Origin of the sequence: Burkholderia sp. BCC0405 (genome assembly GCF_902833075.1) — a bacterium.
Classification (GTDB): domain Bacteria; phylum Pseudomonadota; class Gammaproteobacteria; order Burkholderiales; family Burkholderiaceae; genus Burkholderia.
The window spans coordinates 186,936-202,229 of sequence record NZ_CADFEO010000007.1 but is presented as its reverse complement, the minus strand read 5'-3'; the positions used below and the strand labels follow the sequence as shown (position 1 = coordinate 202,229).

The window sequence follows — 15,294 nt, the reverse complement described above, 5'->3', positions numbered from 1 at the left end:
GGGCCCGAATCCGCGTAATGCGGAATCGGGCCCTTGCCGTTCGTACGTGGTGTACGCGGGTTCGATCACACGACGTTATCGAGTTCGCAATGCGCTTCCAGCCGATACCCGTCGGGATCGACGACGAACGCCGCGTAGTAGCGGGGGCCGTAGTGCTCGCGCTTGCCGGGCCCGCCGTTGTCCTGGCCGCCGTGCTCGAGCGCGGCGCGGTAGAACGCGTCGACCTCGACGGGCGAAGCGGCCTTGAACGACAGGTGCATCCCCGAGTCGGGATCAGGGGCGACGGGGCGAGGCGCATATTGCAACCACAGCTGCGGCTCGGTCGCGCCGTACCCGATCGAGCCGTCGTCGCTGTAAAGCCGCTTGTAGCCGAGCGCGCCGAGCGTGCTGTCGTAGAACGCGCGGCTGCGGCCGATGTGGGCGACGCCGAAGGAAAGGTGATCGATCATCTGTTGGCTCCTTGAACTGAAGGGGGACGTCAGTGCGGCAAACCCGCCTATAAGCACCATGCCAGCCGCGTGTCGCGGAGCGCGCCGAGCGTGCTGTCGTAGAACGCACGGTTTCGGTCGTTGTGGATAACTCCGCAGGAAAGGCGATCGATCATCTGTGGCCCCTTGAACTGAAGGGGGACGTCAGTGCAGCAGATCTTTTTTAACCGCTATGCAGGTTATGTTAGAAAGCGTCGGCGGGCTTGTCAACCGGCATGGTGGTTAGATACGATCCGGGCATGAGCGATATGCAACCTTCCGTCACGACGGACTGCCTGATTCCGGCGCCGCCCGAAACCCTGAGCATCGATTTCGCGAACACGCTGTACTGGCGTGGCAGCGACCCGCCGACGGAAACCTTCGGAACGATGGATGACCTGCTGGCGTGGTGCCGCGAGCAGGCCGGCGTGCCGGCCGGCCTGGCCGACAAGTGCCGCGTGCGCGGCGTGGAGGAAGGCGAGCCGGCGATGCTCGCGCGTGCGCTCGCATTGCGCGAGGCGCTGTATCGGCTCTTTTATGCGCAGGCGGAGCAACGTGAGCCGCTTGCCGACGATCTCGCGCTGCTCGGCGGCTTCCTGGCGGAAGCGTCGCCGCGCGTTGCGCTGGCGCGCGTCGACGGAGGCTATGCGTGGCGGATCGGGGAGACGGGCGCAACGCTCGCGGGGCTGCTGAGTCCGGTGCTTTGGTCGGCGATCGACCTGCTTGGCGGCGCGCGGCTCGCGAAGGTCAAGCGCTGCGCGAACGACGCCTGCCAGTGGCTGTTCATCGACGACAGCAAGAACGGCAGCCGCCGCTGGTGTTCGATGTCGTCGTGCGGCAATCGCGCGAAGGCGTACCGCCACTATCACAAGGCCGACTGACGAGCCCGTTCGGGCACGGGCATACCGGCGCGTCGAACCCGGATCTTCCTACTTCGCCGACAACTTCCGCCACAGCGTCGTCTTGCTGATGCCGAGCATCGCGCACGCACGGTCGCGGTCACCGCCGCATGCGTCGAGCACCGCGCGGATCTCGTCGGCTTCCGCGCGACGGCGGCGCGCCTGCAGTGTCTGCGCATCGTCGCCGTCGGTCGCGTCGGGCGGCGCCGCGAACAGCTCGGGTGCGATCGCCCGCAGCGCGTCGGGAGCGAGCGCGGCGCATGCGGCGGCGGCATCGTTCTCGTCGGCTTCCTCGGCCAGCTCCACCGCGATCCGCTCGATCACGTTCTGCAGTTCGCGCACGTTGCCGGGCCACCGGTAGCGCGCGAGCGTTGCCTGCGTCGCACCGAGCACGCGTGCGGCATCGCCGGCGTCGCGCAGGCGCTCGGCGAGGCGCGGCTCGCGCCGCGCGGCCTGCACGAGCAGCGTGGCCGCGAGCGCCGGGATGTCGGCCGCGCGCTCGCGCAGCGGCGGCAGGCCGACGTTCAGGATGTTGAGCCGGTAATACAGATCCGCGCGGAACGTGCCGGCCTCGACGGCCGCGAGCAGCGGACGGTGCGTCGCGGCGATCACGCGCACGTCGATGCGGATCGGCTCGGTCGAGCCGAGGCGGATCACCTCGCGCTCCTGCAGCGCGCGCAGCAGCCGGCTCTGCAGCGACGGCGGCATTTCGCCGATTTCATCGAGAAACAGCGTGCCGCGATGGGCGGCTTCGAACAGGCCGGTCTTGCCGCCGCGCCGCGCACCGGTGAACGCGCCTTCCTCATAGCCGAACAACTCGCTTTCGAGCAGCGCTTCCGGAAACGCGCCGCAGTTGACCGCGACGAACGGGTAGCTGCGCCGCGCGGACAGCGCGTGCAGGCTTTGCGCGATCATTTCCTTGCCGGTGCCGCTTTCGCCGAGCACGAGCACGGTCGCGTCGGATTTCGCGTAGCGGCGCACGAGATCGCGCACGCGCGCCATCGGCGCCGATGCGCCGACCACGTCGTCGAGCGCGTAGCGCGCCGCGAACTGCTGCGTGGTGGGCTGCGAACGAAGCGCACGATCGAGCCGTTCGACCGCGCGCGATTCCTGGAACGTCAGCACGCTGCCCGACGTGACGCCGCGATCGACGAGCGGCCCGCGATGTACGACGTAGCGCACGCCGCGCACGGTCGCGAGCGCGTCGCCATCCTCGCCGCGCAGCGTGCGCAACTCGGGCCGCAGGTCGACGAGCGCGCGGCCGACGGCCGCCGCGGGTTCGACCCCGAGCGCCGTCGCAAGCCGCTCGTTGATCGCTTCGACGCGGCCGCGCGCGTCGAGCGCGACCACGCCGTCGCGCAGGTGCTGGAGCAGGTTGTCGAGCCGCTGGCGGCGGAACGCTTCGGCATGCGTCGCATACGCGACTTCGAGCGCGGTATCGACGGCCTTGCGTACCGAGGCGTGCGAATACAGGAACACCGCGCCCATGCCGGCGCTGGCCGCGAGGTCGGTGACGAGGCCGGGGCCGACGATCGTCTCGATGCCGCGGTCGCGTAGCTCGTGCACGCAGGCTTCCGCTTCCTGTGCGGACTGATATGACGCAAACTGCACGTCGAGGCCGTATGCGGCGACGAAGCGGCGCACTTCGGGCGGGGTTTCCCCGGCGCTGACGAGCGCGATCCGCGATGCGTCGCGCCGTGCGCGTGCGAGCGCCTGCATCACGTCGAAGCCGGTCGGCGACACGACCACCACCGGCACCTGCGCACGCGTCTTCAGGAAGCCGCCGTTCGAGCCGGCCGCGACGATCACGTCGGGCCGCGCGGTGCCGGCCTCGGCGATCGCGCTGAGCGCATCCTCATAGGCGCGCGTGACGATGCGCACGTCGGCGCGTTCGTCGAATTCGCCGGCGATCTCGCGAAAAAGTTCGCGCAGGCGGCTGATGCCCATCGCCCAGATGCGCGGACGCGCCGCGCGATCGGCCGGGCCGACGGGCTTGGTCGAGGAGAGGTCCATGGCGGTCGATTATGCGCGCGCGATTTCATTTTTGAAACATGAAATTGCCAAATTGAAATCATCAGGCGCTGCCTCGCCCGTGCCGGGTGCTTAAGAATCAGTGAGTTAGCGCCGTTGCGCGAGCTGGCCCGGTCCTTGCTGTTAATGGTCATTCCTTCAGGAGGCCGTTCATGAGCAATACGCATCTTCAGAGCGCCGGCGCGAAATTCCGCGCGGCAGTCGCGGCGGAGCAGCCGCTGCAGGTGGTCGGCGCGATCACCGCCTACGCCGCCAAGATGGCGCAGGCCGTCGGTTTCAAGGCCGTGTATCTGTCGGGCGGCGGCGTCGCCGCGAACTCGCTCGGCATTCCCGACCTCGGCATCAGCACGATGGAAGACGTGCTGATCGACGCGAACCGGATCACCAACGCGACCGACCTGCCGCTGCTCGTCGACATCGACACGGGCTGGGGCGGCGCATTCAACATCGCGCGCACGGTCCGCTCGTTCATCAAGGCCGGCGTCGCGGCCGTGCACATGGAAGACCAGGTCGGCCAGAAGCGCTGCGGCCACCGTCCGGGCAAGGAAGTCGTGCCGATCGAAGAAATGGTCGATCGCGTCAAGGCCGCGGTCGACGCGCGCACCGACGATCAGTTCGTGATCATGGCGCGCACCGACGCGGCCGCGGCCGAGGGAATCGACTCGGCGATCGAGCGCGCGGTGGCCTATGTCGAAGCCGGTGCGGACATGATCTTCCCGGAAGCGATGAAGACGCTCGACGACTATCGTCGTTTCAAGGCCGCCGTGAAGGTGCCGATCCTCGCGAACCTGACGGAGTTCGGTTCGACGCCGTTCTTCACGACCGACGAGCTGCGCGAGGCGAACGTCGACATCGCGCTGTACTGCTGCGGCGCATATCGCGCGATGAACAAGGCCGCGCTGAATTTCTACGAGACGGTGCGCCGCGACGGCACGCAGAAGGCGGCCGTGCCGACGATGCAGACCCGCGCCGAGCTGTACGACTTCCTCGGCTATCACGAATACGAGCGCAAGCTCGACGAGCTGTTCGCGCAGGGCAAGAAGTAACGCGCCCGCGCGCCGGGACACGATTCCGGAGAGCTTTGCATGGGGCCACACCAGGCGCTGAAGCGCCAAGTCTGGCCGACAGCTTTGCATGGGGCGGGACCAGGCGCTGAAGCGCCAAGTCCGGCCGACAGCTTTGCATGGGGCCGCACCAGGCGCTGAAGCGCCAAATCCGCCCGACGGCTTTGCATCGGTCGGGCCCGGCGCCGCGGCGCCGGTTCAACCGACCGCTGATACCCCCGATACACATTGGAGAACGGAAACATGAGCGAGACGAAAGACGCAGCAGCACCGGCCGCCGCAGGCGCATTCAAGCCGAAGAAATCGGTGGCGCTGTCGGGCGTGACGGCCGGCAACACCGCGCTGTGCACGGTCGGCAAGACCGGCAACGACCTGCACTATCGCGGCTACGACATTCTCGACGTCGCCGAGTCGTGCGAATTCGAGGAAATCGCGCACCTGCTCGTTCACGGCACGCTGCCGAACCTGACCGAACTGGCCGCGTACAAGGCGAAGCTGCGCGCGCTGCGCGGCCTGCCGAACGCGCTGAAGGCGGCGCTCGAGCAGATCCCGGCGTCCGCGCACCCGATGGACGTGATGCGCACCGGCGTGTCGGTGCTCGGCACCGTGCTGCCGGAAAAGGACGACCACAACCTGCCGGGCGCGCGCGACATCGCCGACCGCCTGATGGCATCGCTCGGCTCGATGCTGCTGTACTGGTATCACTTCTCGCACAACGGCAAGCGCATCGAGACGGAAACCGACGACGACTCGATCGGCGGCCACTTCCTGCACCTGCTGCACGGCAAGACGCCGTCGAAGTCGTGGGTCGAGGCGATGCACACGTCGCTGATCCTGTACGCAGAGCACGAATTCAACGCGTCGACGTTCACCGGCCGCGTGATCGCGGGCACGGGCTCGGACATCTACTCGGCGATCACCGGCGCGATCGGCGCGCTGCGCGGGCCGAAGCACGGCGGCGCGAACGAGGTCGCGTATGAAATCCAGAGCCGCTACAGCTCGCCGGACGACGCCGAAGCCGACATCCGCCGCCGCGTCGAGAACAAGGAAGTCGTGATCGGCTTCGGCCACCCGGTCTACACGATCGCCGATCCGCGCAACAAGGTGATCAAGGGCGTCGCGCACAAGCTGTCGAAGGAAGCGGGCGACCTGAAGCTGTACAACATCGCCGAGCGCCTCGAATCGGTGATGTGGGAAGCGAAGAAGATGTTTCCGAACCTCGACTGGTTCAGCGCGGTGTCGTATCACATGATGGGCGTGCCGACCGCGATGTTCACGCCGCTGTTCGTGATCTCGCGCACGTCCGGCTGGAGCGCGCACATCATCGAGCAGCGCATCGACAACAAGATCATCCGCCCGAGCGCGAACTACACCGGTCCGGAAGACCTGCAGTTCGTACCGATCGAAAAGCGCTGAAACGCCCACCGTGCACCCCGGCCTCCCGCGTGACGGGGGGCCGGCGTGCGTCGGACGCCTTACCCGAGCCCCACACCATGAATACCGCCAACCGCAAACCCTTGCCCGGCACGTCGCTGGACTATTTCGACGCGCGTGCCGCGGTCGAAGCGATCGCGCCCGGCGCCTACGACACGCTGCCGTACACGTCGCGCGTGCTCGCCGAAAACCTCGTGCGCCGCTGTGATCCGGCGATCCTTGCCGATTCGCTGAAGCAGATCATCGAGCGCAAGCGCGACCGTGATTTCCCGTGGTTCCCGGCGCGCGTCGTGTGCCACGACATCCTCGGGCAGACCGCACTCGTCGATCTCGCCGGCCTGCGCGACGCGATCGCCGACGGCGGCGGCGACCCGGCCAAGGTGAACCCGGTCGTGCCTGTGCAACTGATCGTCGACCACTCGCTCGCCGTCGAATGCGGCGGCTTCGATCCGGACGCGTTCGCGAAGAACCGCGCGATCGAGGATCGCCGCAACGAGGATCGCTTCCACTTCATCGAGTGGACGAAGAAGGCGTTCGAGAACGTCGACGTGATCCCGCCGGGCAACGGCATCATGCACCAGATCAACCTCGAGAAAATGTCGCCGGTGATCCAGGCGCAAGACGGCGTTGCGTATCCGGACACCTGCGTCGGCACCGACAGCCATACGCCGCACGTCGACGCGCTCGGCGTGATCGCGATCGGCGTCGGCGGCCTCGAAGCCGAGAACGTGATGCTCGGCCGTGCGTCGTGGATGCGCCTGCCCGACATCGTCGGCGTCGAGCTGACCGGCAAGCGCCAGCCCGGCATCACCGCGACCGACATCGTGCTCGCGCTGACCGAGTTCCTGCGCAAGGAGAAGGTGGTCGGCGCATACCTCGAATTCCGCGGTGCGGGAGCGGCGAGCCTCACGCTCGGCGATCGCGCGACGATCTCGAACATGGCGCCCGAATACGGCGCGACGGCCGCGATGTTCTTCATCGACGGCCAGACGACCGACTACCTGCGCCTCACCGGCCGCAGCGACGAGCAGGTGAAGCTCGTCGAGACCTACGCGAAGGCGGCGGGCCTGTGGGCCGATACGCTGGACCGCGCGCAATACGAGCGCACGCTGACGTTCGACCTGTCGAGCGTGGTGCGCAACATGGCCGGCCCGTCGAACCCGCACAAGCGGCTGCCGACGTCCGACCTCGCCGCGCGCGGGATCGCCGGCGCATGGGAAGAGAAGGCGGGCGAGATGCCCGACGGCGCGGTGATCATCGCCGCGATCACGAGCTGCACGAACACCAGCAATCCGCGCAACGTGATCGCCGCGGGCCTGCTCGCGCGCAACGCGAACGCGAAGGGCCTGACGCGCAAGCCGTGGGTGAAGAGCTCGCTCGCGCCCGGCTCGAAGGCGGTCGAGCTGTACCTGGAAGAAGCGAACCTGCTGCCCGAACTCGAGAAGCTCGGCTTCGGCATCGTCGCGTTCGCGTGCACGACCTGCAACGGGATGTCGGGTGCGCTCGACCCGAAGATCCAGCAGGAGATCGTCGATCGCGACCTGTACGCGACCGCCGTGCTGTCCGGCAACCGCAACTTCGACGGCCGCATCCACCCGTATGCGAAGCAGGCGTTCCTCGCGTCGCCGCCGCTCGTCGTCGCGTATGCGATCGCCGGCACGATCCGTTTCGACATCGAGAAGGACGTGCTCGGCCACGACCGGGACGGCAAGCCCGTCACGCTGAAGGACATCTGGCCGACCGACGAGGAGATCGATGCGATCGTCGCGTCGAGCGTGAAGCCCGAGCAGTTCCGCAAGGTCTACGAGCCGATGTTCGCGCGCAGCGCCGATGCGGGCGAGCGCGCGGCGCCGCTGTACGACTGGCGGCCGCAGAGCACGTACATCCGCCGCCCGCCGTACTGGGAGGGGGCGCTGGCCGGCGAGCGCACGCTGCAGGGGATGCGCCCGCTCGCGGTGCTCGGCGACAACATCACGACCGACCACCTGTCGCCGTCGAACGCGATCCTGCTGGACAGCGCGGCCGGCGAATACCTCGCGAAGATGGGCCTGCCCGAAGAAGACTTCAACTCGTACGCGACGCACCGGGGAGACCACCTCACGGCGCAGCGCGCGACCTTCGCGAACCCGACGCTCGTCAACGAGATGGCGGTGGTCGACGGCGCGGTGAAGAAGGGCTCGCTCGCGCGCGTCGAGCCGGAAGGCAAGGTCATGCGGATGTGGGAAGCGATCGAGACGTACATGAATCGCAAGCAGCCGCTGATCGTCGTGGCCGGCGCCGACTACGGCCAGGGCTCGTCGCGCGACTGGGCCGCGAAGGGCGTGCGGCTCGCGGGCGTCGAGGCGATCGCCGCCGAAGGGTTCGAGCGGATCCACCGCACGAACCTGATCGGGATGGGCGTGCTGCCGCTCGAGTTCAAGCCGGGCACGAACCGGACGACGCTCGGCATCGACGGCACCGAAACCTTCGACGTGATCGGCGAGCGCACGCCGCGCGCCGACCTGACGCTCGTGATTCACCGCAGGAACGGCGAGCGCGTCGAGGTGCCGATGACGTGCCGGCTCGATACGGCCGAGGAAGTGTCGATCTACGAAGCGGGCGGCGTGCTGCAGCGCTTCGCGCAGGACTTCCTCGAATCGTCGCAGGCGGCGTGACCCGCGCAACTTGAGAACACAGACATGGCTCACATTCCTCAAATCAGGATTCCCGCGACCTATATCCGCGGCGGCACCAGCAAGGGCGTGTTCTTCCGGCTGCAGGATCTGCCGGACGCCGCGCAGGCGCCGGGCGCCGCACGCGACGCGCTGCTGCTGCGTGTGATCGGCAGCCCCGATCCGTACGGCAAGCAGATCGACGGGATGGGCGGCGCGACGTCGTCCACCAGCAAGACGGTGATCGTGTCGAAGAGCACGCGGCCCGGCCACGACGTCGACTACCTGTTCGGGCAGGTTTCGATCGACAAGGCGTTCGTCGACTGGACCGGCAACTGCGGCAACCTGTCGGCGGCAGTCGGCCCGTTCGCGATCGGCGGCGGGCTCGTCGATCCGGCGCGCGTGCCGCGCGACGGCATCGCGACCGTGCGAATCTGGCAGGCGAACATCGGTAAGACGATCGTCGCGCATGTGCCGGTGACGAACGGCGCGGTGCAGGAGACGGGTGATTTCGAACTGGACGGCGTCACCTTCCCGGCCGCCGAGGTGCAGCTCGAATTCATGGACCCGGCCGCCGAGGAAGAGGGCGCGGGCGGGGCGATGTTCCCGACCGGCAACCTCGTCGACGATCTCGCGGTGCCGGGCGTCGGCACGCTGAAGGCGACGATGATCAACGCGGGCATTCCGACGATCTTCGTCGAAGCGGAAGCGATCGGCTATACGGGCACCGAGCTGCAGGACGCGATCAACGGCGATGCGAAGGCGCTCGAGAAGTTCGAGACGATTCGTGCGCACGGCGCGCTGCGCATGGGCCTGATCGACACGCTCGATGAAATCGCGACGCGACAGCACACGCCGAAGATCGCGTTCGTCGCGAAGCCGGCCGATTACGTTGCATCGAGCGGCAAGCGCGTGAACGCGGGTGACGTCGACCTGCTGGTGCGCGCGATGTCGATGGGCAAGCTGCACCACGCGATGATGGGCACGGCGGCGGTCGCGATCGGTACGGCCGCGGCGATTCCCGGCACGCTCGTCAACCTGGCGGCGGGCGGTGGCGAACGCAACGCGGTGCGCTTCGGGCATCCGTCGGGGACGCTGCGCGTCGGCGCGGAAGCGCGGCTCGAGAACGGCGAGTGGACCGTCACCAAGGCGATCATGAGCCGCAGCGCACGCGTGCTGATGGAAGGCTGGGTGCGCGTGCCGGGGGATGCGTTCTGACGCTTGCCGGTTCCGGCGCGCCAACCGGTTTGCGCGCCGGTTTCCACGATCCCTGCAAAGCGAATTCCGCCGCGCAGGGATTTTTCGTTTGACGCGCGCGTGACGGACGCGATCCGTTGCGCCACGCACGGGACCGGAATCCGTGCCGAAGCGCGGGCGCTGGTCGACCGCGAAGCAGGGGCAGCCTAGGTGCTGAAGCGTTAAGCTGGTCGACAGCGAAGCAAGGGATCAGCGTAGGCGCTAAAGCGCTAACGCTGGTCGACAGGAGAATCGCATGCCGCTCGATGCGCCGCTTTCCGGCATCCACATCGTCGAATTCGAAGGCCTCGGCCCCGGCCCGCTCGCGGGCTGGATGCTCGCCGGGATGGGGGCGCGGATCACGCTGGTCGCACGCCCGTCCGGCCGCACGAGCGCGCCGGACGCGTTGAAGGCCCGCGACGGCGACCTGCTGCGTGAAGGCAAGACGATCGTCGAACTCGACCTGAAATCAACGGCCGGCCGCGACGCAGCGCTCGACCTGATCGCGCAGGCCGACGCGCTGATCGAGGGGCTGCGGCCCGGCGTGATGGAGCGGCTCGGCCTCGGGCCCGAGGATTGCGCGCGTCGCAGCCCGAAGCTCGTGTACGGGCGGATGACCGGCTGGGGCCAGCATGGCCCGCTCGCGGCCGCGGCCGGGCACGACCTGAACTACGTCGCGTTGACGGGGCTGCTGTCGCTGTCCGCGCCGCGCGACGGCCGGCCGGGGTTGCCGCCGACCGTCGTCGGCGATGCGGGCGGCGCGCTCGGGCTCGCGTTCGGGATCGTCTGCGCGCTGTTCGATGTGCGCGGCGGCGGGCCGGGGCGCGTGGTCGACGGCGCGATCGTCGACATCGTGTCGATGCTCGGTTCGCTTGCGCTGTGGGCGCGCGCGAACGGGCAGCTCGACGGCGCGCAGCCGAGCCTCTTCCACGACGCACCGTTCTACGACGTGTATCGCTGCGCGGACGGCGAATGCGTGACGATCGGCGCGCTCGAACCGCCGTTCTATGCGCTGCTGGTCGAACGGCTCGGGCTCACCGACGTCGATCCGGCGTCGCAGTACGACCGCGCGCGCTGGCCCGCGCTGAAGGCGCGTTTCGCCGACGTGTTCGCGCAGCAGCCGTCCGCGCACTGGCGCGCGCTGCTGGAGGGCACCGACGCGTGTTTTGCGCCGGTATTGAGCGTGGCCGACGCGGCCGTGCATCCGCACAACGCGGCGCGCGGGATCTATCGGACGGATGAGAACGGCAACGTGCGGGCGCGCGTGGCGCCGCGGTTTCTGCCGCTGGCGGGGGGCGGGGCAGAGTAGGAACGCCAGCATGTCGAGATCGTTGAGTCAGTCGCGAAATGCACATAAGCGAAAGGCTGCGAGAATGTTTGATGCCAATTTAGAATCTAAATTTGGTGCCAAATAAAGTACAATCGATTTCCTGTTGAAGAAGGAGTCGACATGCCTCATACCATTCTGGCCAACGTTACGGCGAGCGTTTCGGAACTGAAGCGGAATCCGATGGGCACGGTCGCGGCGGGAGAGGGTTTCCCGGTCGCGATCCTGAATCACAACGAACCCGCGTTCTATTGCATCCCGGCGAAGACGTGGGAGGCGATGGTCGAACGCCTTGAAGATATCGAAGACAACGCGCTTGCCGACAAGCGCGCCAAGGAGAAGGTCGTCAAGGTCAAGCTGAATGACCTTTGAGCTTGCCTTTCTCGAACCTGCTCTGAAAGAGTGGAAGAAGCTCGATCGCATCGTTCGCGACCAGTTCAAATCCCGGCTAGCCGAACGGCTCGAGAATCCTCGGATACCGTCTGCAAAGCTGCAGGGTCATCCGGATCGCTACAAGATCAAGCTACGCAGCGTCGGTTACCGGCTTGTCTACGAAGTGCGCGATTCGGAAGTGCTCGTACTGGTCGTGGCGGTCGGTCGACGCGAGCGCGATGCGGTCTATCTTGCCGCGATGAAGCGTTAGAACCACATGTGCCTCGCACGGAGGCGGCAAGCTTGTCCGCATATCTGACCGCTCGGCTCGACTACGCGCTCATCGTCTTCTGGATGAACGGGCGATCCTTCGAGCGCGGAGAACTGCTCACGCCGTTTCCTCCGGCCCATCCGGCACCTTGCCGTCGCCGACGCGGTTGATCGTACCCTGCGCGATCGCGACGAGCCGCTCGTGATCGCCGTCGATGACGAACACATGACACTGGCAGGTCGCCTGGTGCCGGCCCGCATAGACGAGCTTTGCGCGGGCGACGAGCGTGCCGTTCACGGCCGGCCGCAGATAGTTGATCTTGTATTCCGCCGTGATCACGCGCGGGCCGAGCACGAGCGCGCCGGCGAACGTCAGCGCGTTGTCCGCGAGATAGCTGATGACGCCGCCGTGCACGAAACCGTGCTGCTGCCGCAGTTCCTCACGCACGGGCAGGCACAGCGACACTTCGTTGTCGCCGATGTGCATCAGCTCCGTGCCCAGCAGCATGCTGAACGGTTGCGCGCGCAATGCGCCGCGCGCGTGGTCCGTGATGTCGGTCATCGACTTTCCTCGAAATGAGCGCCCGCTTGCGCTGAACTCTAGGAAGGGGGATGCGGATAAGCAAGGAAATTCGTCCGCATTTCGTGCAATTTCCGGCGCGAGGCGACGCGATTATTGCGTCGAATGCCGTAGATTTCCCTGTTTGCGGGCAATTCGACGGGAATGCGCGGGCAACGCGAACTTCGCCGCCGTCCGCACCTAAAGTCCGACGAAGAAATGCCGCTAATGCCGGGGCATTGCCTCATCGTCCGCTTTCCAGGAATCTCCCCCATGTTTGGAAAAATCAAGCTCGCGTCGGGTCTGCTCGGCGTGTTGACCGTGTTCTGCCTTTTCCTGTTCGCGATCGAGGCGCTCGGTTTCTGGGCGCTCAAATCGACGCGCAGCGGGGTCGACGATCTGTCGAACGTCGCGATCACGCAGGTCGAGGCGGCCAGCCAGGCGACCCAGCAGCTGCTCGACGCGCGCATCAACCTGTCGCGCGCCGGCACGCGGATGGTGCGCGGCGGCCCGAAACCCGAGGACATCATCCGCCATGCGGGTGTTTCGCTCGCGGAAGCGGACAAGGCGTTCGCCGCGCTGACGGCCGCGCAGCCGGTCGACGATACGAACCGCGCGCGCGTCGCGGCGCTCGCCGAGCGCTATCGCGCGCTGCGCGGCGCGCTGGGCGAACTCGTGCAGTTCCTCGACGCCGACAACATCCAGGCATTCCTTGATCAGCCGACGCAGAGCATCCAGGACGCCTACGTCGCCGAGCTGCGCCGTTTTACCGACTATGGCGCCGCATCGAGCCGCACGGCGCTCGACACGATCGACGGTGGCATGCTCTGGTTCAAGTCGGTCGGCATCGTGCTGCTGGTGGCGATGCTCGCGGCGAGCGCGGCGATTTACGCGGCCGCGCGGCGCGCGGTCGTCGCGCCGCTGGAAGAAGCCGGCCGCCATTTCGAGCGGATCGCGCAGGGCCGGCTCGATGAAGTCGTGCGGGCAGGCGGCGTGTTCGAGATCGACCGGATGCTGCGCGGCCTCGCCGCGATGCAGACGAGCATCGCGGGCACCGTGCGCACGGTGCGTCAAGCGTCTGACGCGATCCATCTCGGCGCGGGCGAGATCGCGGGCGGCAACGCCGACCTGTCGGCGCGCACGGGCACCCAGGCCGCGTCGCTCGAGGAAACGGCCGCGAGCATGGAGGAACTGACGGCGACCGTCCGGCAGAACACCGACAGTGCGCGCGCGGCGAGCGCGCTGGCCGACGCGGCGCTCGAGGCGACGAGCCACGGCGGCGGCGTGGTCGACAGCGTGATCGACCGGATGCGCGGTATCGCGCAAAGCTCGGGGCGGATCGCGGAGATCATCTCGGTGATCGACGGCATCGCGTTCCAGACCAACATCCTTGCACTGAATGCGGCGGTGGAAGCCGCACGCGCAGGCGAACAGGGGCGCGGCTTCGCGGTCGTCGCGGGCGAAGTGCGCTCGCTCGCGCAGCGCAGCGCGCAGTCGGCGAAGGAGATCAAGGCGCTGATCGAGGATTCGGTCGCGCAGATCAACGGCGGCGCGGAACTTGTCGAGCGCGCCGGCGACGCGATGCGGACGGTGTCGGCGTCGATCACGCGCGTCGTGCAGACGATGTCCGAAATCACGGCGGCGTCGGTCGAGCAGAGCGTCGGGATCGAGCAGGTGAACCAGGCCGTCACGCAGATGGATCAGCTCACGCAGCAGAACGCGGCGCTGGTGGAGGAGGTCGCGGCGGCGGCCGCGTCGCTGAACGACCAGACCGCGCACCTGATGCAGGCGGTGTCGGTGTTCGAACTGGGCGATGGCCGCGCCGCACGCGGCGAGCGTGCGGCGCCGTCGCGCGCCGACGCAGGTTACGCGCCGGCCGGCAGCGCCGCGTAGGCGGTCGCGAGGTGGTAGGGCGTCGTCGACGGCATGTCGGCGCGCGACACCTGCCCGTCAGCCGTCTTGCACTCGAACCAGCCGCGCGGATGCAGGAAGCGCGCGGCGAAGCGTTCGATCTGCCGCGCGAGCGGCGCGGAGGCCGGCGTGCCGCCGTGCGTCGCGAGCGCGCGCAGGTACTCGGTCTGCGCCCAGATCCGCTGTGTGCCGTCGATACACGCGCCTTGCGCGTCGAGCGCCGCGCAGACGCCGCCCGTCTGCGCATCGACGCCGTATTGCTCCGCGAACGCGAACGCGCGCGCCAGCGCGCCGGGGAGCCCGGTCTGTGCGAGCCGCGCGCCGGCCGCATCGACCAGATAGAACCACTCGAACTGATGGCCGGGCTCGAAACGGTTGTCGGCCGCGCCGAGCGGCAGCTCGGCCACGCAGCCGGTTGCCGTGTCGATGAACGTGCGCTCGACGGCCTGCGCGGTGTGCGCGAGCGCGTCGTCGAACGCCGCGTCGCCGAATGCATCGGCCGCCGCGAGCCAGGCTTCGGTCAGGTGCATCAGCGGATTCTGCAGCGCCCCGCTGCCGGACGACGAGAAATCGGCGTGGCGCGCCGCATCGAGCAGCGCGTCGCCGGGGCGCGGCGCGAAACGGTCCTGAATCAGCGCGGCGGTCTCCTCGGCCGCCTGGCGCGCGGCGGCGTCGCCCGACGCCGCATACCACGCGGCGCACGCGAACACGATGAAGGCGTGCGTATAGAGATCCTTGGTCGTGTCGAGCGGTGCGCCCTGCGCGTCCACGCTGTAGTGCCAGCCACCGTGGCGCGGGTCGCGAAAGTGCCGGCCCAGCGCGTCGAACAGCGCGGCCGCGTGCGCGGTGTCGCCGGCCTGCGCGAACACGAACAGTTGCCGCGCGCAGGCCATTGCGCGATAACGGGTGACAGGCATCGGCGCGTGGGTGGCCGGATCGACGGCCTCGAACGGCAGCTGCAACGTGTGGTCGAACCCTGAACCCCGCCAGATCGGCAAGACGACGTGCGCGAAGTGGTGGCGCAGCTGGGCGGCCTGGGCGGAAGCGGAGTCGGAAACGGACATGACGGGGTT

Annotated in this window: 13 protein-coding genes; 9 read left to right on the top strand and 4 right to left on the bottom strand. The window is 68.0% G+C overall.

Going from position 1 to position 15,294, the window contains the following annotated elements:
* Positions 1-65 precede the first annotated feature (65 nt).
* The gene (locus HWX36_RS13930) at positions 66-449 is read right to left on the bottom strand and encodes a VOC family protein (RefSeq protein WP_175952663.1); all 384 of its coding nucleotides are present in this window, start codon (positions 447-449) and stop codon (positions 66-68) included.
* Positions 450-703: 254 nt separating this feature from the next.
* Here HWX36_RS13930 and HWX36_RS13925 point away from each other — a divergent pair, with 254 nt between their 5' ends.
* Positions 704-1,348: an ABATE domain-containing protein gene (locus HWX36_RS13925; protein ID WP_175952825.1), complete on the top strand. Its 645-nt coding sequence runs from the start codon at positions 704-706 to the stop codon at positions 1,346-1,348.
* 48 nt (positions 1,349-1,396) lie between these two features.
* Here HWX36_RS13925 and prpR read toward each other — a convergent pair whose 3' ends face one another.
* Complete coding sequence (gene prpR / locus HWX36_RS13920) at positions 1,397-3,379, bottom strand: propionate catabolism operon regulatory protein PrpR (protein WP_175952662.1); 1,983 nt, start codon at positions 3,377-3,379, stop codon at positions 1,397-1,399.
* Positions 3,380-3,549: 170 nt separating this feature from the next.
* Between prpR and prpB the strand changes: the two genes are divergently transcribed.
* From prpB to HWX36_RS13885, 7 genes are all read left to right on the top strand, one after another.
* Positions 3,550-4,443, top strand: coding sequence for a methylisocitrate lyase (gene prpB, locus HWX36_RS13915; RefSeq protein ID WP_175952661.1), 894 nt, complete (start codon positions 3,550-3,552; stop codon positions 4,441-4,443).
* A gap of 261 nt (positions 4,444-4,704) precedes the next feature.
* Complete coding sequence (gene prpC / locus HWX36_RS13910) at positions 4,705-5,877, top strand: 2-methylcitrate synthase (RefSeq protein ID WP_175952660.1); 1,173 nt, start codon at positions 4,705-4,707, stop codon at positions 5,875-5,877.
* Positions 5,878-5,954: 77 nt separating this feature from the next.
* Entirely contained in the window at positions 5,955-8,549 is a 2,595-nt protein-coding gene (gene acnD / locus HWX36_RS13905) for a Fe/S-dependent 2-methylisocitrate dehydratase AcnD (RefSeq protein ID WP_175952659.1), read from the top strand.
* Positions 8,550-8,573: 24 nt separating this feature from the next.
* Positions 8,574-9,764: a 2-methylaconitate cis-trans isomerase PrpF gene (prpF, locus tag HWX36_RS13900; RefSeq protein ID WP_175952658.1), complete on the top strand. Its 1,191-nt coding sequence runs from the start codon at positions 8,574-8,576 to the stop codon at positions 9,762-9,764.
* Between the two features lie 274 nt (positions 9,765-10,038).
* Positions 10,039-11,091: a CaiB/BaiF CoA-transferase family protein gene (locus HWX36_RS13895; RefSeq protein WP_175952657.1), complete on the top strand. Its 1,053-nt coding sequence runs from the start codon at positions 10,039-10,041 to the stop codon at positions 11,089-11,091.
* A 141-nt stretch (positions 11,092-11,232) separates the two neighbouring features.
* Positions 11,233-11,481, top strand: a complete 249-nt coding sequence (locus HWX36_RS13890) for a type II toxin-antitoxin system Phd/YefM family antitoxin (RefSeq protein ID WP_039349647.1) — start codon at positions 11,233-11,235, stop codon at positions 11,479-11,481.
* Entirely contained in the window at positions 11,471-11,752 is a 282-nt protein-coding gene (locus HWX36_RS13885) for a type II toxin-antitoxin system RelE/ParE family toxin (RefSeq protein WP_175952656.1), read from the top strand. The genes HWX36_RS13890 and HWX36_RS13885 overlap by 11 nt, the downstream gene beginning before the upstream one ends.
* Positions 11,753-11,869: 117 nt before the next feature.
* On the opposite strand, the gene HWX36_RS13880 is transcribed toward HWX36_RS13885, so the two are convergent.
* Positions 11,870-12,313, bottom strand: a complete 444-nt coding sequence (locus HWX36_RS13880; protein WP_175952655.1) for a PaaI family thioesterase — start codon at positions 12,311-12,313, stop codon at positions 11,870-11,872.
* 270 nt (positions 12,314-12,583) lie between these two features.
* Between HWX36_RS13880 and HWX36_RS13875 the strand changes: the two genes are divergently transcribed.
* Positions 12,584-14,203, top strand: a complete 1,620-nt coding sequence (locus HWX36_RS13875; RefSeq protein ID WP_175952654.1) for a methyl-accepting chemotaxis protein — start codon at positions 12,584-12,586, stop codon at positions 14,201-14,203.
* Here HWX36_RS13875 and HWX36_RS13870 read toward each other — a convergent pair.
* A complete protein-coding gene (locus HWX36_RS13870) occupies positions 14,176-15,285 on the bottom strand; it encodes an AGE family epimerase/isomerase (protein WP_175952653.1) in 1,110 nt (369 codons plus the stop codon). The genes HWX36_RS13875 and HWX36_RS13870 overlap by 28 nt on opposite strands.
* Between the last annotated feature and the right edge of the window lie 9 nt (positions 15,286-15,294).

Excerpts from the sequence above, each read along its gene's own strand:
- prpB (WP_175952661.1), top strand. The coding sequence starts at position 3,550 with ATGAGCAATACGCATCTTCAGAGCGCCGGCGCGAAATTCCGCGCGGCA.
- prpR (WP_175952662.1), bottom strand. The coding sequence starts at position 3,379 with ATGGACCTCTCCTCGACCAAGCCCGTCGGCCCGGCCGATCGCGCGGCG.
- HWX36_RS13890 (WP_039349647.1), top strand. The coding sequence starts at position 11,233 with ATGCCTCATACCATTCTGGCCAACGTTACGGCGAGCGTTTCGGAACTG.
- HWX36_RS13870 (WP_175952653.1), bottom strand. The coding sequence starts at position 15,285 with ATGTCCGTTTCCGACTCCGCTTCCGCCCAGGCCGCCCAGCTGCGCCAC.
- HWX36_RS13880 (WP_175952655.1), bottom strand. The coding sequence starts at position 12,313 with ATGACCGACATCACGGACCACGCGCGCGGCGCATTGCGCGCGCAACCG.
- prpF (WP_175952658.1), top strand. The coding sequence starts at position 8,574 with ATGGCTCACATTCCTCAAATCAGGATTCCCGCGACCTATATCCGCGGC.
- acnD (WP_175952659.1), top strand. The coding sequence starts at position 5,955 with ATGAATACCGCCAACCGCAAACCCTTGCCCGGCACGTCGCTGGACTAT.
- HWX36_RS13875 (WP_175952654.1), top strand. The coding sequence starts at position 12,584 with ATGTTTGGAAAAATCAAGCTCGCGTCGGGTCTGCTCGGCGTGTTGACC.
- HWX36_RS13925 (WP_175952825.1), top strand. The coding sequence starts at position 704 with ATGGTGGTTAGATACGATCCGGGCATGAGCGATATGCAACCTTCCGTC.
- HWX36_RS13885 (WP_175952656.1), top strand. The coding sequence starts at position 11,471 with ATGACCTTTGAGCTTGCCTTTCTCGAACCTGCTCTGAAAGAGTGGAAG.
- prpC (WP_175952660.1), top strand. The coding sequence starts at position 4,705 with ATGAGCGAGACGAAAGACGCAGCAGCACCGGCCGCCGCAGGCGCATTC.
- HWX36_RS13895 (WP_175952657.1), top strand. The coding sequence starts at position 10,039 with ATGCCGCTCGATGCGCCGCTTTCCGGCATCCACATCGTCGAATTCGAA.
- HWX36_RS13930 (WP_175952663.1), bottom strand. The coding sequence starts at position 449 with ATGATCGATCACCTTTCCTTCGGCGTCGCCCACATCGGCCGCAGCCGC.